This is a genomic window from Myxococcus xanthus, from assembly GCF_006402735.1.
Taxonomy (GTDB): Bacteria; Myxococcota; Myxococcia; order Myxococcales; family Myxococcaceae; genus Myxococcus; species Myxococcus xanthus_A.
In genome coordinates, this window is sequence record NZ_CP017174.1 from 7,050,722 (window position 1) to 7,069,682 (window position 18,961).

At 69.7% G+C, this 18,961-nt stretch carries 18 protein-coding genes; 9 read left to right on the top strand and 9 right to left on the bottom strand.

Features of this window, described 5'->3' with window-relative positions; translation table 11 throughout:
• Complete coding sequence (locus BHS09_RS28845; protein WP_011555567.1) at positions 1–387, bottom strand: STAS domain-containing protein; 387 nt, start codon at positions 385–387, stop codon at positions 1–3.
• 46 nt (positions 388–433) lie between these two features.
• A complete protein-coding gene (gene mraZ / locus BHS09_RS28850; RefSeq protein ID WP_140794646.1) occupies positions 434–886 on the bottom strand; it encodes a division/cell wall cluster transcriptional repressor MraZ in 453 nt (150 codons plus the stop codon).
• A 264-nt stretch (positions 887–1,150) separates the two neighbouring features.
• Here mraZ and BHS09_RS28855 point away from each other — a divergent pair, with 264 nt between their 5' ends.
• Positions 1,151–1,861, top strand: coding sequence for a PilZ domain-containing protein (locus tag BHS09_RS28855; protein WP_174259349.1), 711 nt, complete (start codon positions 1,151–1,153; stop codon positions 1,859–1,861).
• 20 nt (positions 1,862–1,881) lie between these two features.
• On the opposite strand, the gene BHS09_RS28860 is transcribed toward BHS09_RS28855, so the two are convergent.
• The 4 genes from BHS09_RS28860 to BHS09_RS28875 form a co-directional block, all read right to left on the bottom strand.
• On the bottom strand, positions 1,882–3,687 hold the full coding sequence (locus tag BHS09_RS28860; RefSeq protein WP_140794648.1) for an acyl-CoA dehydrogenase family protein: 1,806 nt from the start codon (positions 3,685–3,687) through the stop codon (positions 1,882–1,884).
• A gap of 224 nt (positions 3,688–3,911) precedes the next feature.
• Positions 3,912–4,265: an ArsR/SmtB family transcription factor gene (locus tag BHS09_RS28865; protein ID WP_140794649.1), complete on the bottom strand. Its 354-nt coding sequence runs from the start codon at positions 4,263–4,265 to the stop codon at positions 3,912–3,914.
• 8 nt (positions 4,266–4,273) lie between these two features.
• Positions 4,274–4,933: an SRPBCC family protein gene (locus BHS09_RS28870; RefSeq protein WP_140799635.1), complete on the bottom strand. Its 660-nt coding sequence runs from the start codon at positions 4,931–4,933 to the stop codon at positions 4,274–4,276.
• A 166-nt stretch (positions 4,934–5,099) separates the two neighbouring features.
• The gene (locus BHS09_RS28875; protein WP_140796644.1) at positions 5,100–5,924 is read right to left on the bottom strand and encodes a hypothetical protein; all 825 of its coding nucleotides are present in this window, start codon (positions 5,922–5,924) and stop codon (positions 5,100–5,102) included.
• Between the two features lie 324 nt (positions 5,925–6,248).
• Here BHS09_RS28875 and BHS09_RS28880 point away from each other — a divergent pair, with 324 nt between their 5' ends.
• From BHS09_RS28880 to BHS09_RS28905, 6 genes are all read left to right on the top strand, one after another.
• Entirely contained in the window at positions 6,249–8,585 is a 2,337-nt protein-coding gene (locus BHS09_RS28880; RefSeq protein ID WP_140794651.1) for a serine/threonine-protein kinase, read from the top strand.
• A gap of 88 nt (positions 8,586–8,673) precedes the next feature.
• Positions 8,674–8,880 (top strand): hypothetical protein, encoded by a 207-nt coding sequence (locus BHS09_RS28885; protein WP_011555575.1) that lies wholly within the window; start codon positions 8,674–8,676, stop codon positions 8,878–8,880.
• An 82-nt stretch (positions 8,881–8,962) separates the two neighbouring features.
• On the top strand, positions 8,963–9,913 hold the full coding sequence (locus BHS09_RS28890) for a CarD family transcriptional regulator (protein WP_140799636.1): 951 nt from the start codon (positions 8,963–8,965) through the stop codon (positions 9,911–9,913).
• A gap of 58 nt (positions 9,914–9,971) precedes the next feature.
• Positions 9,972–10,484, top strand: a complete 513-nt coding sequence (locus BHS09_RS28895; protein ID WP_140799637.1) for a zinc metalloprotease — start codon at positions 9,972–9,974, stop codon at positions 10,482–10,484.
• Positions 10,471–11,421, top strand: coding sequence for a hypothetical protein (locus BHS09_RS28900; RefSeq protein WP_140794654.1), 951 nt, complete (start codon positions 10,471–10,473; stop codon positions 11,419–11,421). The genes BHS09_RS28895 and BHS09_RS28900 overlap by 14 nt, the downstream gene beginning before the upstream one ends.
• A complete protein-coding gene (locus BHS09_RS28905; RefSeq protein WP_140799638.1) occupies positions 11,418–13,268 on the top strand; it encodes an ArnT family glycosyltransferase in 1,851 nt (616 codons plus the stop codon). The genes BHS09_RS28900 and BHS09_RS28905 overlap by 4 nt, the downstream gene beginning before the upstream one ends.
• A gap of 36 nt (positions 13,269–13,304) precedes the next feature.
• On the opposite strand, the gene BHS09_RS28910 is transcribed toward BHS09_RS28905, so the two are convergent.
• Positions 13,305–14,240 (bottom strand): hypothetical protein, encoded by a 936-nt coding sequence (locus tag BHS09_RS28910; protein WP_237079891.1) that lies wholly within the window; start codon positions 14,238–14,240, stop codon positions 13,305–13,307.
• 190 nt (positions 14,241–14,430) lie between these two features.
• On the opposite strand from BHS09_RS28910, the gene BHS09_RS28915 reads away from it, so the two are divergent.
• Both BHS09_RS28915 and BHS09_RS28920 read left to right on the top strand, forming a co-directional pair.
• A complete protein-coding gene (locus BHS09_RS28915; RefSeq protein ID WP_140799639.1) occupies positions 14,431–15,309 on the top strand; it encodes a hypothetical protein in 879 nt (292 codons plus the stop codon).
• A gap of 202 nt (positions 15,310–15,511) precedes the next feature.
• A complete protein-coding gene (locus BHS09_RS28920; RefSeq protein ID WP_140794657.1) occupies positions 15,512–16,087 on the top strand; it encodes a hypothetical protein in 576 nt (191 codons plus the stop codon).
• Between the two features lie 49 nt (positions 16,088–16,136).
• Here the strand turns inward: BHS09_RS28920 and BHS09_RS28925 are convergent, their stop codons facing one another.
• Positions 16,137–17,321, bottom strand: coding sequence for an iron-containing alcohol dehydrogenase (locus BHS09_RS28925; protein ID WP_140799640.1), 1,185 nt, complete (start codon positions 17,319–17,321; stop codon positions 16,137–16,139).
• A 23-nt stretch (positions 17,322–17,344) separates the two neighbouring features.
• On the bottom strand, positions 17,345–18,808 hold the full coding sequence (locus BHS09_RS28930; RefSeq protein ID WP_237079892.1) for a glutamine synthetase family protein: 1,464 nt from the start codon (positions 18,806–18,808) through the stop codon (positions 17,345–17,347).
• Positions 18,809–18,961 lie beyond the last annotated feature (153 nt).

The window sequence follows — 18,961 nt, forward strand, 5'->3', positions numbered from 1 at the left end:
TCAGACGAAGGGTGCCCGTGCCAGCGCGAAGGCGGCTCGGGCATCGTTCATGTGCGGGTAGATTTCGAAACAGTCGTGCGCGCCGGCCGCGCGGAAGATGGCGGCCAGGTACGGCGACAGTCCGGACAGCTTCACGTCCCCGCCGGCGCGGCGGAAGGCATCCGTGCGCGCCATCAGCGGCTTGACGCCGCGGTAGTTCAGGTGCCCCACGTCCCCGAAGTCCAGCACCACCTGACGCGTGCCGCGCTGCAGCTTGCGGCCCAGGTCGTCGCACAGCTCGAGCAGGTCCTGCTCGCTCAGCTCGCCCTCCAGCATGAGCGTCTCGACACGGCCGGCGGCAATCGCCGCGCCCGCCAACCCTGGCCGAACCTCCAGAACCTGGTTCATACGCTTGCCACCCTCCCGGTACTTCGGGGTCCTGTCGACTTTCCCGTCACGCTTGCCGCAGCTCGGCGAGCACCTTCATCACGTCCGCGGAGGTCGCTTCCTGGCGCGCTTCTTCCTGCGCCTTCGCCCACCCCTCGCAGCTCCACAGCTCGATGACCTTCACCATCCCCGCCCACACCACGTCCTTCTCCAGCCCCGCATAGGAGCGGAGCGTCGGAGGGATGAGCAGGCGTCCCAGCTTGTCCAGCGGACACTCCTGCGCGCTGGCCACGTACAAGCGCATCAGCGTCTTCACCCCAGGCTCCATCGGGTTGCGCTTGGCCAACGACAGCTCCAGCGCTTCCCACTCCCGCACCGGGTAGGCGTGGAGGCATCGGTCGAGCGCCGTCGTGAGGATGAGCCTCTCGTCGTAGGCGCCCACCAGCGTGTCCCGGAGCTTCGCCGGGAGGCTCGTCCGCCCCTTCGCGTCGATCTGGTGCTCATAGACGCCTCGGAACACTCGGGACGATCCACCTTTTCAACCCACTGAGGGATGAAGCTCCACTCCTTCCCACTCCTTGCCACTTCCGGGCGGCATACATACGCGCCCCACCTGGGGGGGTCAAGAAACCGCAACAGGTTGAAACAGCGGTTTGTCCGCGCCCGACGTCCGGAAAGGCCGTCACACCTGGAAGGTCCAGTGGTTGGCGCCGTACGACGCCCTACCTATTGCGCTGGGGTAAACTTGAGTTCCCCCCTGACCCAGGCGCAAAGTGTCAGTCGCGTGAACACGAACGTTCGGCTGAAGGTGGCCTACAAGACGCTGCAGTCCCTGGTGGGGGAGTACACGCGCAGTGTCGGACTGGGGGGTGTCACCCTGGAGACGCGCCGCAGCCTGCCGCTGGGGACTCGCTTCACCTTCGAGCTTCATGCGGGCGGTGTGCCTCGGCCCGTGGAAGTGCTGGGGGAAGTGGTCCAGGTCGTCCCACACGAGGAGTCCCAGCGCTTCCTCCTCACCGTCCGCTACGGGGTCGGCGAGGACCGCAGCGCGTTGGACGCCATCCTCCAGCGCATCTACTCCGCCGATGAGCACGCCGGCCTGCGCCGCTTCCCGCGGCTGCCCCTGTACCTGCGCGCCATCGAGGCGGCGCCCCTGTCCCCGGGCTTCGTCGTCCGGGACATCTCCCGGGGCGGCGTGGGCCTGGAGGTACAGGCCCCTGCCCTGCCGCGACAGGTGAAGGTGGGCACGCCCTTCCTCCTGGAGATGGACTTCCGGGAGGGGCCCATGATGCTGCACGGCGAGGTGGTGTGGACCTCCACGGTGCCCCGGAAGAACTCGGGGACGGTGACGCCGGGCTTCGGCGCCACCTTCGGCCGCCTCCGGCCGGACATGCAGCAGCGGCTGGACGGACTGCTGTCCCTGGCAACGCTGCCGCCCGTCCCCTGGAAGGCCCGGGTGAGCTTCGGCATGGAGGCCGTCGCGCGGATGCCGTGACGGCCCGGGCCCCCCGCGGGCTACACCGCGCCCAGGGGGTAGCCGCCCGCGGACTCCAGGGCCGCCACCACCGTCTCCCGCAGCGCCGCCGGGTCATACGGCGTGAAGACGTCCAGCGTGCCCAGGCGCTTCAGCTCCTGGTCGAGCGCGTCCCCCTTCAACGTGGAGCACAGCGCGCGGCGCGTCCTATCGTAGGCGCGGGGAATGGCGTCCAGCGCGTAGAGCTGCGTCATCGCCACGCGCACTGGGTCCAACGCGCCGGACGTGGCGGCCTGGCGCGTGCGCGTCACCATGGAGTCCAGGGCGAAGGCGTCCATCACCACGTCCGACAGGGCCGCGAGCACCTCCTGGTGCTGCTCCAGCTCCGTGCCGAACGTCTCCGCCGCCACGCGCAGGCCGTGCAGCGCCAGGTGCTTGGCGGCCTCGGCGGCGACCTCCTGCGGGGCCAGGGCATCCTTCACGCGGGCCGTGGGCCGCTCACCCCGGGCCAGTTCCTCCGCCACGTCGCCGGCCATGGCGAACAGCGGCAGGTCTCCCTTCACCGCGCGCTTGAGGAGCATGCCCGTAATCAGCATGCGGTTGATTTCGTTGGTGCCCTCGAAGATGCGGTTGATGCGCGCGTCGCGGTACGAGCGCTCCACCGGGTACTCCTCGATGTAGCCCGCGCCGCCGTGGAGCTGGACGGCGTCATCCACCAGGTGGCCGAAGGACTCCGAGCCGTGCACCTTCATGATGGAGGACTCGATGGCGTACTCCTCCACCGCCGCCAGGAGGCGTGCCTCGTGGTCCGGCGCGCTCTTGTCCCCCTGCCCCAGGCGCGTGTCCACCAGCCCCGCGGTGCGGTACGTCATGCTCTCCACCGCGTAGACGAGCGCGGCCATGCGGGCCAGCTTCTCGCGCGACAGCGGGAACTGGACGATGGGCGCGCCGAACTGCTTGCGCTCCTGCGTGAAGCGCAGCGCGTTCTGGAGCTGGAGCTTCATGCCGCCCAGCACGCCCGCGCCCAGCTTGAGGCGGCCGTAGTTGAGGATGTTGAAGGCAATCTTGTGCCCCTTGCCCACCTCGCCCAGCTGGTTCTCCACCGGGACGCGCGCGTCCTCGAAGTAGAGCGGGCAGGTGGAGGAGCCACGGATGCCCATCTTGTGCTCCTCCGGCCCCACGGTGAGGCCGGGCGTGTCCTTGTCCACGATGAAGCCGGTGAACTTGTCCCCGTCCACCTTGGCGAAGACGACGAACACGTCCGCGAAGGCCGCGTTGGTGATGTAGAGCTTGGAGCCGTTGAGAATCCAGTGCTTGCCGTCGGGGGACAGCACCGCCTTCGTCTTGGCGCCCAGCGCGTCACTGCCGCTGCCCTGCTCCGTGAGCGCGTAGGCCGCCACCCACTCACCGGTGGCCAGCTTCGGCAGGTACTTCGCCTTCTGCTCGGCGTTGCCGAACCAGACGATGGGCAGCGTGCCGATGCCGGTGTGCGCGCCGAACGTCACCGACCATGAGCCGTTGAGGCTCATGGCCTCCGCCAGCAGCAGCGACGTCGTCTTGTCCAGGCCGGTGCCGCCGTAGGCCTCGGGGATGTCCACGCTCAGCAGGCCCAGCTCCCCGGCCTGTCGCAGCAACTGGCGCAGGAGCGCGTTGTCCTTGGCCTCGATATGCTCGGACCGGGGGAGGACCTGCTCGCGGGAGAACTGGAGCGCCGTCTTGAAGAAGAGGCGCTGCTCCTCCGTGAAGGTCTCCGGAGTGAGGATGCGGGCCGAGCCCACCTCCTCGAAGAGGAACGCGCCACCGGGAGCAAGCCCCTGCTGCGAAGCGGCCTTGGATGCGGCATCCATGAGTATCCCTCCAGCGGGCGAGCGCACCCGCCCTGGGGCCTGAATCTAATCCTCCGACTGGAAGTCGCCTGCGAAGACCCGGCGAGTCCTCGCCAGCCCACTGCCCTGCCTCGCTTCAGATGAGGCCCGCTGTCCGGTAGGCAGCGCCTTCCCGTAAGCGAAGGGGCGAGCGGTGCCCTTCAAGTCAGCCGAAGCAGGCGGTCCTGGACACCGCGCACGCCAGGCTACGGACCGCCGCCTTCGTTGTCGGCCTTGGCCCGAGCCCGCTTGCCCCGCGCCACCTCGGTGGCGAGCGCCTCCAGGCGCGGTGTCCAGAACACGCGAAACTGTTCCAGCCACGCGTCGACCTGCTGCAACGGCGCCGGGTCGACGCGATAGAGGCGGCGGGTCCCTTCGGCGCGAACCTCCGCGAAACCGCTGTCGCGCAGCACCTTCAGGTGTTGGCTGACCGCCGGCTGACTGATGCCGAACTCCGCCTGGATGGACTCGGTCACCTCGCCAGAGGGGCGTTCCCCCTCGGCCAGGAGCTCGAGAATCCGTCTGCGCACCGGATCACCCAGGACGTCGAAGGCATGCATCGTGGCTATCAGGTCCCTGGATGCCGCACGTCGGGCGGCGGCGCTCCAGTATAGAAGGCCGTCGTCCGCGCCGCGCGAGCCTTCGCCGCCGCGGCGTCCTCTCCCCGCGTCACATCCGCTTGCCCCCAGCCCTCGCTGCTGGCCGTGATGAACGCCTTGCCTTCATCCGAGGTCGTCCAGGCTTCCACCGCCGCGCTGTCGACAGCGGCGCCGCCTGACTCCAAGTGCATGCCCAGGCCCATCAGCCCCAGCTCCCAGCCGACTCCGGTCGCGCCAGGGCCGTAGTCGTCCCAGAAGGGGCTCACGTGGGCCATGTGCTCCAGCCGCAGCCGGGTGCCACCGCCAGGCGCGTTGGCCAGGATGACCTCCAACCAGCTCACGGCCCCTCCGAACTCCCACGTCAGCCCCAGGTGCCGGGGAGCCTCGCAACGGGTGACCGTGCCGCTGGCATTGCCCTTGAGCTCGTAACGCCCACCCAGCTTCAGGTCGCCGGACACCGGAAGGAACCAGCGGGGGATGCGCTCGGGGTTGGTCAGCGCGTCCCAGAGGTCCTCCACCGTCGTGTCGTAATCGCGCGTGGCGACGACGACGCGTGCGGGCTTGCCCTCATGCTCACGGCTCTCCACCTCCCGCACGACGGCCCCCAGGTACCGCTTCACATCAATCATGTCGCCTCCAAAAATAAGTGCGAACTTATATAAACGGCGACTTATTGAAGATGTCAACGCTCAAGGCGGTGACATGAGAGCGCGGCCACGGTGGATTCCACGGTGTGTTCGCCAGGACGCCGGGCACTCACGGGGCGTGGGCACGCGGATCCTCCACACAGCTGGTTCACCCTCCGTCCGGGGCCTTGTGCGGCGTGGGATAGACGAAGCACAGGGTGTCGAACACCGCCTCACCCGGCGCGGTGTAGTTTCCGCCGAGCGCCCGCGCCGCCTGCGCCACCTCCGTGCCGAACGAGGGCACGAGGCAGATGTCCTCGGACGTCTTGAAGCGCCCCTTGAGCAGGCCCAGCCCCCGGCGGAGCGTGACGATGTCCTGCCGCCCCGCCCGTACCGGCACCGAGGGACCATTCGGATCCGGCCCCGGCAACTTGCCCACGCTGGTGGTCAGCTCGAAGCCGTCCGCGCGCATGATGATGCGCAGCTTGCCTGGCGCGACCTCCTCCAGCCACGCGCGGAAGCCCGCTTCGTCCCGCAGCACCACGGGATAGGCCACGGGCCCATCCGGATGCGCCAGCCACACGGACTCCGCCGAGTCCCGCAGCACGGTGAACAGCTCCGACGTCTGCACCAGGAACGTGTCCGCGTCCGGCACCACCAACACGGCGTGCCCTTTCACGCGCTGCGCCAGCCGCGCGGCGTCATCCGGGCGCGCCGGCTCGAAGGTCTCCTCGCCCACGCGCACGCGCTCCCCCGCCAGCGCCACCCGGAGCGCGGAGGCCGGAAGCGGCTCTCCATGGATGGGGCCCGCCACCTCCACTTCGGACGGCGACGCGGGTCGCGGTGCTTCCGGCGTCGCTTCGCCCGGCACGGCGAGCGAGGGCAAGGGCTCGGGCTTCAATGACTTGAGCGGCTCGGCCTGCTTCTCCTCACGACAGCCGGCGCCCACCACGACGAGCAGCACCACGGCGAGCGCCTGGGTGGCCGCATACATGCCCCGCACCGTCCTCACGTGACTTTCCACCCAAGTGGCCGCCATCCAACGTCGCTGGTGATGACGCATCGATACGTGGCGCGCCGAGCGGGCATCCTTCGGCGCCCGGCCCTGCCCCCCGGCACCCACAACACCTCGGGCACCGCCATGGCGGTGGCTGTCACGAGACGTAGGAAGAGGCACACCCACCACCCAATCACAATCAACGGATTTTTCCCGTAATGGCGTTTTGCCTACCCCATGATACATTCAGGTGCCCCTGCCAGGACAGCGCGGGCCCCCTTGGCGCAGCGGCCACCTGCACCCGAAGGAGCCGGAACAAACGTGCAGCAGCCTTCCGAAAGGCTTCATTTCGGTAAATACAAGCTGCTCGAGCGCATCGCGACGGGCGGGATGGCGGAGATCTACCGCGCTCGGATGACAGCGGCGGCGGGTGTCACCAAACCGGTGGTCATCAAGAAAATCCTCCCGGGCTATGCGGGCAACAGCGCCTTCCTGTCGATGTTCGTCAACGAGGCCCGCATCGCCGCGGGGCTGAGCCACGGCAACATCGCCCAGGTCTTCGACTTCGGCGAGGTGGACGGCGAGTACTTCATCGCCATGGAGTGGGTGGACGGCCGCACCCTGTCGAGCGTCATGCGGCGCGCGCGGGAGAAGGGAATGTACACCCTGCCCCAGCCGCTGGCGCTGCTCATCGCCGTGGAGATGCTGGAAGGGCTGGCCTACGCGCACACGCGGCTGGATGAACGCGGCCGGCCGCTCCACATCGTCCACCGCGACGTCAGCCCGCAGAACGTGCTGCTCAGCTACGAAGGCCAGGTGAAGCTGGTCGACTTCGGCATCGCGCGGGCGCGGCTGGCCGGCAGCGCCGAGCCGGTGGAGCATGACCTCAAGGGCAAGTACACCTACTTCGCGCCGGAGCAGGTCCGCGGGCGCGAGCCCGACGCACGCTCGGACATCTTCGCCGCGGGCGTCGTCATCTACGAGATGCTGTGCGGCCGCCTCCCCTTCGAAGGGAAGATGCCGGACGTGCTGCGCAAGCTCGCCCTGGGCGACTTCCCGCGGCCCCGCGACCTCAACCCCGGAATCCCCACCGCACTGGAGCGAATCCTGCTCACCGCGCTGGCCGTGGAGCGGGAGCAGCGCTACGCCACCGCGGAGGCCTTCGCCGAGGCCCTCACGCGCCACCTCCACACGGCCGCGCCCGACGTGTCCTCCAGCGCGCGCGCCCACTTCATGGGCTACCTCTTCGAGGCGGAGCTGGTCGGCGAAGGCCGCCCCGTGCTGCTGCCCCGCGAGTTCCTGGCGCAGATGGCCCGGTGGATCCAGTCCCCCGTGGAGCGCCGCGCCCTCCGGGAGATGGCGCCGCCCGTCCGCGAGCCGGCCGGTGACGAGGAGGAGCGGACCCCCATCGCCGAGTTCGAGCTGCCCCCCTCCCAGGCCTCCGCGCCCGTCGAAGGGCGGATGGAGCGCACCACGCTGCCGCTCCCCGCGCTGCCCGGCCCCGGAGCGCCACCCGAGCCCGGTGTCCCGCCCCTGGACGCGGCGGCATCGCGGACGAGGGGCATGCCCCGGGCCGTCACCCTGGGCGCGCCCATCATCGTGGCGCTGACGGCCACGCTGGCCCTGCTGGTGTCGAACAGCACGGGCACCTTCTCCGTGGAGCTGAGTTCGTCCCCTCCTGGCGCCGCCATCCGGGTGAACGGCCAGCAGCAGACCGCGCGCACGCCGGCCCTGCTCACGCAGCTCCCCGCGGACGCGGAGCACCTGCTGGAGGTCCAGGTCCCGGGCATGGTGGCGTGGAGTCAGACGGTGCGCGCCGAGCGCGGCACCACCCTGGCCGTCCATGCCCGCCTGCTCCCCAAGCGGATTCAAGGCCCCGCCCAGCAGCCACACCGCGCCCCGCCTCCTCATGAGGTGCGGATGCCCGCCGAGCGGATGTCCCTGTCCAGCGTGGTGCACGCCTTCCGCGTGCCCTACCTCTCCACCGCGCAGATGCGGCTGGACCCGTCGCGCACCTACAGCGTCCGGGTGGAGGGCTGGGCCTCGCTGGGCCACGCCAGCAGGGTGGAGCACGCCGGCTACTTCCTGGAGGGTGACTCCCGGCTGGCGGCGCATGAGTCCTTCGGCGTGCTGGACGGCGAGGAGCGGCTGGTGCGCCACGCCTCGCGCCTCCACGTCTTCCTGCTGGACGCGAACCGCACGGACAACCACGGCACGCTGCTGGTCCGCGTGCGCGAATGGGACAACGACGGCGCCGTCACCACCCTGCGGGTGGACGCCCGGACGCACGCGGTGAAGCTGTCGCGCGTCGACCGCTTCCTGCTGCGCGGGCTGGAGCCGGACACGCACTACGACGTCGTGCTGCGGGACACCGCCGAGTCCGCGCGCACACGGGGCTTCGACGGGGGGCCGGTGGGCCGCGTGCTGGGCCTGTACGGCGCCGGCGAGGGCCCGGAGAGCGCGTCCGGCCTGCTGACGCTGCTGGAGGTGGGCCGCCCCCTGCGCCTGCGGGGCGCCACCTGGCTGCAGCTCGCCTTCCCCGACGACCACCTGGCCGACAACACCGGCAGCCTGGTGCTTGAGGTATCGCCCGTGGCGGCGCCCGGCACCTCGCCCGCTCCCCCGCCGGGGCCTCCCTCTCCCGCTCCCAACCGGTAACGGGCCGCTACAGCGGTGCAGCGACCTGTTGCCGAAAAGTTGATCACCGGAGGCTGCCCCCTACCCTGGGCGCCACGGAGGACTCACCATGAAGAAGCTGGTGGCGGTGGCCGTGTTCGGCCTGATGGGAACCTTGGGAATGGCCGCGCGCGTGGACGCCCGGCCGGGAGTGGACGGGATGGAGCCAACGGATGCACAGGTCGAGGCGGCGCTGGACGCGCGGCAGAAGCTGGTGCTGGGCAACCTCCTCAGGGTTCAGCAGACGGACGCACGTACGGCGGCAATCCACCGGTAAACTCGTGGCGTCCGACGTGGCTCGGTGCTAAGCCCGGGCCTGTTCCGACGTTCAGCCCACCAACCTCACCCGTGAGGGGGACATGCCTGAAGGGTCCGCGTCACTCCAGCTCGCGGTTGGCGACCGGGTCGTCTATCCGAACCAGGGGGTCTGCCGAGTCTCCGCCATTGATGTGAAGGAAGTGGCGGGACAGAAGCTCACCTTCGTCACGATGCGCCGCGAAGAAGATGGCGCCGTCGTGATGGTGCCCGAGGGCAAGGTGCTCGCCATCGGCGTGCGCAAGGTCGCATCCGCCGAGGACGTGGAGGCCATCTTCGCCTTCCTCCGCTCGGACAGCGACAAGGCCGACCTCGACTGGAAGCAGCGAGCCCGCACCAACCTGGACCGGATGACCCAAGGCGGCATCATGGGTCTGGCCGAGGTGGTGAAAGGGCTCCAGGTTCTCAGTGAGTTGCGCCCGTTGCCGACCAAGGAGCGCGAGCTCTACGACAATGCCCGGCACCTGCTGGTGACGGAGGTCGCCGCCGCGCTGGGCACCGCCGAGGTCAACGCCGAGGACGCCATCGACATCGTCCTCTTCCCGCCCGGCCGCGAGCGCCCCAAGCGCACCGCCGCCGAATTCCAGCGCGAGGAAGGCGACCTGGACCTGGACAGCGACCTGCTGGGCCTGGACAGCGACCTGGACCTGCCGTCCGACGAGGAGCCCTCCGAGCCGTCCGAGGAGGAATCCAGCGAGGAAGGCGAGTCCGAGGAGGCCGAGTCCTCCGAGGAAGGCGCCCCCAAGAAGCGCGGCCGTCCGCCCAAGGCCAAGACGGAGGTGCCCGAGGGCGCCGAACCCGCGGCTCCGAAGAAGCGCGGCCGGCCGCCCAAGCCCAAGCCGGAAGCCACGGCCGAGGGCGCCGAGCCCCCTGCTCCGAAGAAACGCGGCCGTCCGCCCAAGCCCAAGCCGCCCGAGGCGGAAGGCGCCGCGCCCGCCGCGCCGAAGAAGCGCGGCCGTCCGCCCAAGGTCAAACCGCCCGAGGGTGAGAGCTGACAGCCCCATGGACCGACGGGCCCCTGCACATGGGGCCCTTCCGCCGAGGTGACGCCCCGTGATTCGCGTCGTGACGCTGGACCCCTTCGACGACAAGCAGCTCGCGAAGTTCAACCGCACGCTCTACACGGCGTTCGGCGTGGGCAGTGAGCACTCCGGCAGCGCGGAGGTGCCCGCGGGCATGTCCGAGCCGCTGGATGCGGAGAAGCTGATTGATGAGGTGAAGGGCATCCGTTCCTACAAGGACGACAAGGTGCTGCTCCTCACCACGCGCAAGCTGAAGGACCGCGAGCTTCCCAGCGGCGTGGCGCCCACGACGGGCTTCGCGCGCCAGGGGAAGGACCGCGCCATCCTCACCATCGCGTCCCACAAGGATTTGGAGAGCGCCTTCAAGGCCGTCACCCGCCACGCGCTCCACCAGCTGGGCCACCTCTGGGAGCTGCACCACTGCCTGGACCCGCGCTGCTCGATGTACCCGCCCTGGACGCCGTCCTTCGCCCAGGGTGAAGCCATCTTCTGCACCTTCTGCCGCGAAAAGAGCGAGCAGAAGATTCGCCTTGCGAAGTCCTAGCATCACGCGCGCGCTGCCCCTCATGGAGCTGGGGGGCCTGCTCCTGGTCGCGCTCCTGTGCCTGCTCTTCCACCTGCGCCTGCCGGGCCGACTCCCGTCGGAGGCGGACTACCGCGCGGTGACGGAGCGCCTCCAGGCGGAAGCGCAGCCCGGCGACGCGGTGCTGCTCTTCCCATGGTGGACGGAGCGCGCCCGCATCTTCGTCCCCTCCACGCTGCCGGTGTACGGCTACCTCGGCTCGGACCAGGATGACTTGTCCGCGCACCCGCGGGTCTGGGTGCTGGGCCAGCCGGAGCTGCCCCGCTCGGACGAGGCGGGCTTCCTCGAAACCTTCCTGCGTGGCCGCCGCGCGGTGGGCGCCACGTCGCGGCATGGCACGCTGACGCTGACGCTCTATGAGAACGGCCGGCACCGGCCCCGGCGCTTCACCGCCACGGAGGCCTACGCCCGTGCCCGCGTGTACCTGGAGCAGCCGGATGGCACGCGCCGCGACTGTCCCTTCGACGGCAAGGTGCACCGCTGCCCCGGGCCCGCGCACCTGTACGTGGCGCCGGAGTGGCACGAAATCCTCTACGAGCCGCGCCGCTGCCTGTGGATGCACGCGCCGGGCGGCAAACAGCGGCTGGTGGCGGAGCTGGACGGCGTGCCCGGTGGCCTGGGCCTGCGCCTGGAAGGCGGCATCATCTTCGAGCACGCCTTCCCCAAGGACTCGCGCTTCTCCACCACGCACCTGGGCGTGGATGACGCGGCGAACGGCGCGCGTCTGCTGTCGCTGGCGATACCGCCGGGCCTGGAGGGCGTGCAGAAGGCCGAGGTCCGGCTCCCCGAGGGCGCGCCACACACGGTGAAAGTCTGGGTGCAGGCGGACAACGCGGACCGGCGGCAGGTGTGCCTGGACGTGCTGGCCGTGGAGCCCGAAGTGGGAGTGCGGGGATGATGCAAGGACGCGCCCCCACGCGCGACGAGAAGTACCTGGCCTGGGCCCTCTGGGTGCTGGCCTTCGCGGCGCTGTGGCTGACGGAGTCCGCGGTGGGCTACACGCGCGACGAAAGCGTCTACTTCATCGCGGCGGAGGGCTACTCGAGCTGGTTCCGGCAGCTCTTCAACGCACCGACCCGGGCGCTGACGGACGCGGCCATCGTGCGCGCGTGGGACTACAACCACGAGCACCCGGTGCTGATGAAGACGCTGTTCGGCCTGAGCCACCTGCTCTTCCACACGGGCCTGGGGTGGGTGCGCTCGGCGACGGCGTTCCGCATCCCCGCCTTCGCCATGGCGGCGCTGATTCCCGCGCTGTCCTTCCTGCTGGGCAGCGCCATGTACGGCCGCCTCGCGGGGCTGTTCGCCGCCTTCGCCTTCATGCTGGTGCCGCGGCAGTACTTCAACGCGGAGATGGCGTGCTTCGACGTCCCCGTGGCCGCCATGTGGCTGCTCGTCGTGTACTGCTTCTGGCGCGCCTTGGAGGACGTGCGCTGGGGCCTGTGGTGCGGCGTGGCCTTCGGCCTGACGCTGGCCACCAAGCACAACGCCCTGTTCCTCCCCTTCGTGCTCACGCCCTTCGCGCTGTGGCGCGCCTACAGCGCCAGCGAAGGTCAGCCGGAGGCCCGTGCCTGGCTGGGCCGCTTCGTGGGCGTGTTCACGGCGGTGGCCGTGTTCTACGGCCTGCTGGTGCTGTCGCTGGGCGGCGGTGAGGGCTTCCAGCGGAAGTTCCTGCTGCTCAGTCCGCACACCCTGCTGTTCGCCGGGCTCGCGGTGGGCGGCGCCTGGGTGCTCAAGGGCGTGGACAAGGTGAACGCGCAGGTGACGCGCGCGCTGGTGCCCATCGCCGCCATGGCGGTGCTGGGGCCTGTCATCTTCTACCTGCACTGGCCCTACCTGTGGCACCAGCCGGTGGACCGCACCGCGTGGTACCTGGCCTTCCACGCCAAGCACAACCACTACGCCTGGTTCTATCTGAACCAGCTGCTGCGCGAGCCGCCCTTCCCGCTCGCCTATGTCGTCGTGAAGACGGCGCTGACGGTGCCCACCAGCATCTTCGTCCCCATGGTGACGGGCCTGGCGGCGCTGGTGGCGCGCATGGTGCTGGGTGCCTTCGCGCGGACGCGCGCGTGGGTGGAGCGCCCGGTGACGATGACGGAGGCGCTGGTGTGCGTGAACGCGGTGGCCTCCATCCTCATCATCAGCCACCCGCAGGTGCCGCACTTCGGCGGGGTGAAGCACTGGTTCCCGTCCATGGTGTTCCTGGGCATCCTCGCGGGCGCCGCGGTGGCCCGGGGCTGCACGGCGCTGTGGGAGCGGCTGAAGGTGAAGTGGCCCTCACTCCCCCAGGCCGCGGTGGCCGTGCCGGTGTTCGCCGTGCTGCTGGCCCCCGCGCTGGTGTACTCGGTGCGCGTGTTCCCCTACGGGACGGCGGCGTATTCGGAGCTGGCGGGAGGACTGCCAGGCGCGGCCACGCTGGGCATGCAGCGCCAGTTCTGGTCCAGCCACGTCACCGGCGTGCTGCCGTGGATCAACGCGAACGCGAAGCAGGGCGCGCGCCTGTTCCTGCACGAGGTACACGGCGGCTCGTTCCGCGACTACCAGCGCAACGGCATGCTGCGGAAGGACCTGCGCGCGGTGGGCAGCCCGGCGGACGCGGACATCGTCGCGTACCAGTACCACCAGGAGTTCCGCGAGCACGAGTTCCTCACGTGGCAGGCCTTCGGCACGCGCACGCCGGTGACGGGCCTCTACCTGGATGAGACGCCCCAGGTGGTCGTCTACGTCCGGCCGGAGACGCGGTAGCCCCTCGAGGCCACCGCGTCCGCCGGGACGCGGGGCTCAGGTGTCGCCGCTGCTCCCCGCCTTCTTGCTGAAGTTCATCAAGTGGGCGGCCCCGCGCAGGAGCTCCGCGTCACTGAGCGGCGCCACCTGTTCCTTCAGCTGTTTGTACTCGCTCTGGGTGACCTTGGGCCGGTCCCCGTCGATGCGCTGCTGGAAGAAGGGCTGGTCGGGGAAGTCCTTGTGGAAGAAGCGCTGGTCCACGTACTCGGCGCGCTGCGTGCCCGGGCGCATGGCGAACTTCGTGTCCACGATGACGTCCGGGTTGCCGGAGATGGCCTTGTCCGGAGGAATCATGGCCGTGTTCGCGCCATGGGACGCCGAGGCCAGGTTGTTGGGCGACTGCGTCTTCTTGCCACCCTCGCCGTGGCCCATGCCGTGGAGGATTTCGTAGTCCGTTCGCGGCTCCGCCGTGCCGAGCTTCTGCTGGTACTTCGTGGAGCTCGTCTCCCCGCCCGTCATCTTCCCGAAGACCTTGGTGTGCTCGCCCTTGTCGCGGTCCGGCACCGAGGCCTGCACCTGCTGCGGCCCCAGGCCCCTGGGGTCGAGCGGCCCCGACGCGAAGATGCCCTTCTTGTCCGCCGCCTGGCTCCCGTAGTGCGCCAGCATGTTCAGGTTGTCATTGGGACCGTCCTTCTCCGTCCGGAGCGCCTCCATGTTGGCCGGGCGCGCCGCGTGCGTGTCCTGGAGTCCCGCCGCCTGCGACTGCTTGAAGATGTCCGCGGCGGAGGGGGGTGGCCCGCCCGTCGCCGCCGCGCGCTGGGGCCGCGTTCTCACCGGCCCTCCGTCGAAGCTGTCCGCCTGCGACGGCGACTGCGTGCGATTCGAGGACGAGGGCGATGGCGAGGCAGACGTCCGCTGCGTGGGGCTGGCGTACGGCGAGAAACGATTCGTGGGGGTGCTGGGCTTGGGACTCCGGGAGCCGACTTTCTTCATGGAGAACTCCTTCGGGGGGATGAGGAATTGAATCCCAATCCCTGACGCCGTCGAGCCCGTCTTGCAGAAAGGCTGCTCAGCGGGCCGCAACCAGGGGAGGTGTCTATCACTCATCACTCACCCCCCCTTTTCGACAAGCCCGCACAACCGCTCACTTGCCTTCTCAAATCCTGTCAATTCGTATCGCGCGATGCGAATCCCACTTCATGCCTTCATCGCAGCGACGCTCGTGACCTCGGCTTGTGGAGGCGAGGCTCCGTCCCAGGACGCATCCGGTCCGGACGAAACCTTCACTTCACAGGAGCAGACGGCGTTCTCCGGTGTGAACGGCACCTACTGCCTGGTCAGCCCCTACAACTGCAAGCTGCAAGCGTCTGGAGGAAACCGCGTCCCCACCAACGCGCCCGAGGACGACAACTGGGGCCTGGTGACAGGCGTTCCCATCCGGGACGGCCATGGCACGGTGGTAGGCACCAACACGCGGACGAGCGCCGCCTTCAACTACGGCCAGACGCGCACCTTCGCGGGTGAGAAGCATGCCTTCGCGGTATCGACGTCCAACTCCAGCGCCGGGTGGCTGCCCATCTCCAGCATCCTGGGGAGCACTTCCTTCGAGCAGAAGGTCGGCCACGTCTCCGCGCTGGGCGCCGGCCTGGGCAAGCTGGGGTGCTACGCCGTGCGCGACTGGCACGACACCACGCTCGAATTCAAGAAGGTCGTCTACGACAGCACGGCGACGCACGAGCGCGCGGGGGACTACCTGCCGTTGGTGCGCGCCAATGGCCTGCGCTCGGCGAACCTCATCTTCAACGTGCCGGGCTTCGCGCTGGGCGGCCCCGCGGTGGACCACTTCCCGGTGGGCACGAAGTTCCAGCGCCTGGACGTCCCCACCGACCACGGCGTGCCGTCCATCGACATTCCCCTGTGGGTCCAGGACAGCGCGGGACGCTACCGCCAGCAGTCCGGCACCATGAAATTCCTCTACGGTTACGTCATCGCCGCCACGGGAACGAAGCGCAACGGGTGGATGGCCTATGACGCCCTCCAGGTCAGCTCCGGCTGTCCCTGAGTCCCGTCAGGAGCGCGCCCACGTCGCGCGCGGAGGACATGACGCCGTGCATGCGCGCGCCCGCCCGGTCGCGGTGTGCACTGGCGGTCGTTGCAGTTGGCGCGACCTGTCACAGGACAACCCCTGACCTCCCCTCAGGACGAAGCTCCGAAGTAGGCTGGGGGTGGCAGGTGAAGGCTCTTCCACACCCCGGGAGGGACACATGAGGCGCTGGACTGGGTTGTTGGCGGTGGCCGCGCTGTGTGGCGCGGCTTGTGACGGGAAGAAGTCGACGGACAGGCCCACGCGGGCCCAGTTGCGGAAGACGGGCGGGGCCACGGTGGAGGTCATCCCCTCCGACGGCCAGCTTCCCTACTGCATGCTGTACACAGTGTCGGAGAAGGGCGTCATCCGGCAGCTCACGCTGACGCGGGAGAACCGCTCCATCCGCTGTGATGCGAACAAGCCCGTGGCGCACACGAGCTTCCGCATCCCCGTGCAGGAGGGGAAGGTCCGCATGTACATCTTCTTCTCCGACGACCGCATCCCCGCGGGCCCGGTGGCGCAGCAGCTCTACGAGCTTCGGAGCCAGGAGCGCATCAACGCCATGGACCTGCGCCTGCCCGGCCGCGTGTTCGTGGAGACGCTGGAGTTCACCCCCGAGGAAGGCGGCACGCCCGTGACGGGCACCGTGGTGGGCGCGGGGGGCGACACCGAACCGGAAGGCACGGGTGCCCCGGTGCTGTCGGATGGTGGCACCGAGGGCGGCGGCATGGGCGCCATGGACGAAGCGCCCTGAACCATGAAGCGGCGCGCCGGGGGAATCCCCTCCCCCGGCGGGCGGCGGCTCAGTAAGCCTCGCGCGCCATGGCCAGGAGGTCCGCCTGCGACACCTTCCGCGGGTTGCTCAGGTGCGAGGCATCCTGGAAGGCCTTTTCAGCAATCCGCTCCAGGTCCTTCTCCTGGACGCCCGCGTCGCGCAGCCGCGCGGGAATGCCCACCGCCGCGTTGAGCTTGCGCACCCGGTCGATGGCGTTGCCCGCGAGCACCTCTTCGCGCGCCTGCGTCGTGTCCCCCAGCGCCACGGCGACCCGGGCCAGCCGCGCCGTGCAGACCGCGCGGTTGAACTCCATCACCACGGGCAGGACGATGGCATTCGCCAGGCCGTGGTGCACGTTGGACACGGGTGTGAGCGCGTGGGCCAGCGCGTGGCAGGCCCCCAGGCCCTTCTGGAAGGCCATGGCGCCCTCCATCGCCGCCACCATCATGTCCGTGCGTGCGGCCAGGTCCTTGCCGTCGCGCACCGCCGTCTCCAGCGAGCGGCCCACGCGGTAGATGCCGTCAATGGCCACCGCGTCCGCTAGCGGGTGGAAGCCATTGGCCAGGTAGGCCTCCAGGCAGTGGGTGAAGGCATCCATGCCCGTGGCCGCGGTGACGCCCGGCGGCAGCCCCAGCGTCAGCTCCGGGTCGCAGATGGCGGCGCGCGGCAGCAGGTGCGGACTGAAGATGACCGTCTTGCGGCCCGTGTCCTCCAGCGTCACCACGCCCGAGCGCCCCACCTCGGAGCCCGTGCCCGCGGTGGTGGGAATCGCGATGAGCGGTGGCAGGTCGTCGCGCACGTACTGGTCGCCGCCCTTCGCGTCGTCGTAGCGACTGAGCGGCGGCTCGTGCGTGGTGAGGAGCTGAATCAGCTTTCCCGCGTCCAGGGCGCTGCCGCCCCCCAGCGCGACGATGCCGTCGCAGGAGTGGCTCCGGTACGCCTCCAGACCCGCGAAGACGTCGCGCTCGGTGGGATTGGGCTCCACGCGGTCGAAGACTTCACAGGCCAGTCCCGCCGTCTTGAGCACGTCCGCCACGCGCGCGGCCAGTCCCGCCTTCACCACACCCGCGTCCGTCACCAGCAGCGGACGCTGGATGCCAAGACGCTGGGCCTGCGCCGGCAGGCGCAGCAGCGCGCCGGCGCCGAACACGATGCGCGTGGGCCAGGCCATCTCGGTGACGCGCGGCTCGGAGGGAATGTCGAACGGCTTCATGGCGGCTGCCTCATTTGCGCTCATCAGATGAGCTCCAGGTAACGCTCCAACTCCCAGTTGGTGACGGCGCGCTCGTACTGACGCACCTCCCACTCGCGCGTGCGCACGAAGTGGTCCACGAAGCCGTCGCCCAGCAACTCCCGCGCGCGCTCGCTGCCCTTCAGCAGCGCCACCGCGTCCTTGAGGTTGCGGGGCAAGGGCGGCGCGTCGTTCTTCGCGTAGGCGTTGGCCTCACAGGGCGCGGGGGGCTCCACCTCGTTCTCGATGCCCCACAGGCCCGCGGCCAGGCTGACCGCCATGCCGATGTACGCGTTCATGTCCGCGCCCAGCTGCCGGTACTCCACGCGCATCGCCTTGGCGCTCTCACCGATGACGCGGATGGCGGTGGTGCGGTTCTCCAGGCCCCACGTCACGGTGGTGGGCGCCCAGGTGTTCTCCACGCTGCGCTTGTAGCTGTTGATGGTGGGCCAGTAGAGCGCGGTGAGCTCCGGCATCAGCGCCACCTGCCCGCCGATGTAGTGGCGCAGCTGCTTGCTCATGCCGTGTGGCGCCTTCGCGTCGTGGAAGAGGTTCTGCTCCCCGTCCAAGTCCCACAGCGACTGGTGGACGTGCCCCGAGCACCCCGGCAGCTTCGCGTTCACCTTCGCCATGAAGCACGCGGTGACGCCGTGGCGGGCGCAAATCTCCTTCACCACCGTCTTGAAGAGCGCGGCCTTGTCCGCCGACTGCTCGATGTCGTCGTAGCGGATGGCCGCCTCGAAGACGCCCGGCCCCGTCTCCGTGTGGAAGCCCTCGATGTCCAGGCCGAAGGCGTTGCACCCGTCGATGAGCGCATGCACCAGCGGCGCGTTGAGCGACGTGCGCAGCCACGAATAGCCGAACATGCCCGGCGTCAGCGGCGTCAGCCCCTGGAAGTCCTTGTCGCGCAGGCTCTGCGGCTGCTCTTTGAAGATGAAGAACTCGTACTCCGCGCCGAAGCGCGGCAGGTACCCCAGCGCGCGCGCGCGGGCGGCCACCTTCTGGAGCAGCTGCCGGGGGCTCGCCTCGAAGGGCGTGCCGTCGGGGTTCTCGAAGTCGAGCAGGAACGCCGCGGTGTCCGGCTCCCAGGGAATGACGCGGCCGGTGGCCAGGTCCACCTTCGCGTGGGCATCCGGGTAACCGGTGTGCCAGCCTGTCACCTGGGTGTTGTCGAGCAGGTCGTCGCTCAAGTCCCAGCCGAAGACGACGTCACAGAAGCCCAGGCCGCCCTTGGCGGCGCTGAGGAACTTCTCCAGGGAGATGTACTTGCCGCGCCAGACGCCATCGACGTCCACCGCGCCCACCTTCACCTTCTGGATGCCCTTTTCGTCCAGCCACCGGCGCAGCGAGTCCACGCTCGCCGCGTCCCGCACCGCCGGGCCTCGCGCCGGTGCACGCGATGCCTTGCCGCGAACCCGGCGAGCCATGGCAGGGTGGGTCAGGACCTTCGCCTTGGGTCGGGTCGGCATCGATTCACTCCCCTCTCTTGCTGGAAACGCCCGACACCTGGGGCTCCACCCGCCGCCCGGCCATGCCCAGACTGGGGACGATGAATGAGAAGGTGAGCCAACGGGCGCCGGTCATGTGGGTACCTCGAAGCACACGGGCGCGTTCCACTGCGA

Excerpts from the sequence above, each read along its gene's own strand:
- BHS09_RS28845 (WP_011555567.1), bottom strand. The coding sequence starts at position 387 with ATGAACCAGGTTCTGGAGGTTCGGCCAGGGTTGGCGGGCGCGGCGATT.
- BHS09_RS28860 (WP_140794648.1), bottom strand. The coding sequence starts at position 3,687 with ATGGATGCCGCATCCAAGGCCGCTTCGCAGCAGGGGCTTGCTCCCGGT.
- BHS09_RS28865 (WP_140794649.1), bottom strand. The coding sequence starts at position 4,265 with ATGCATGCCTTCGACGTCCTGGGTGATCCGGTGCGCAGACGGATTCTC.
- BHS09_RS28870 (WP_140799635.1), bottom strand. The coding sequence starts at position 4,933 with ATGATTGATGTGAAGCGGTACCTGGGGGCCGTCGTGCGGGAGGTGGAG.
- BHS09_RS28875 (WP_140796644.1), bottom strand. The coding sequence starts at position 5,924 with ATGTATGCGGCCACCCAGGCGCTCGCCGTGGTGCTGCTCGTCGTGGTG.
- BHS09_RS28885 (WP_011555575.1), top strand. The coding sequence starts at position 8,674 with ATGAAGAAGCTGGTGGCGGTGGCCGTGTTCGGCCTGATGGGAACCTTG.
- BHS09_RS28890 (WP_140799636.1), top strand. The coding sequence starts at position 8,963 with ATGCCTGAAGGGTCCGCGTCACTCCAGCTCGCGGTTGGCGACCGGGTC.
- BHS09_RS28905 (WP_140799638.1), top strand. The coding sequence starts at position 11,418 with ATGATGCAAGGACGCGCCCCCACGCGCGACGAGAAGTACCTGGCCTGG.
- BHS09_RS28910 (WP_237079891.1), bottom strand. The coding sequence starts at position 14,240 with ATGAAGAAAGTCGGCTCCCGGAGTCCCAAGCCCAGCACCCCCACGAAT.
- BHS09_RS28915 (WP_140799639.1), top strand. The coding sequence starts at position 14,431 with ATGCGAATCCCACTTCATGCCTTCATCGCAGCGACGCTCGTGACCTCG.
- BHS09_RS28920 (WP_140794657.1), top strand. The coding sequence starts at position 15,512 with ATGAGGCGCTGGACTGGGTTGTTGGCGGTGGCCGCGCTGTGTGGCGCG.
- BHS09_RS28925 (WP_140799640.1), bottom strand. The coding sequence starts at position 17,321 with ATGAAGCCGTTCGACATTCCCTCCGAGCCGCGCGTCACCGAGATGGCC.
- BHS09_RS28930 (WP_237079892.1), bottom strand. The coding sequence starts at position 18,808 with ATGCCGACCCGACCCAAGGCGAAGGTCCTGACCCACCCTGCCATGGCT.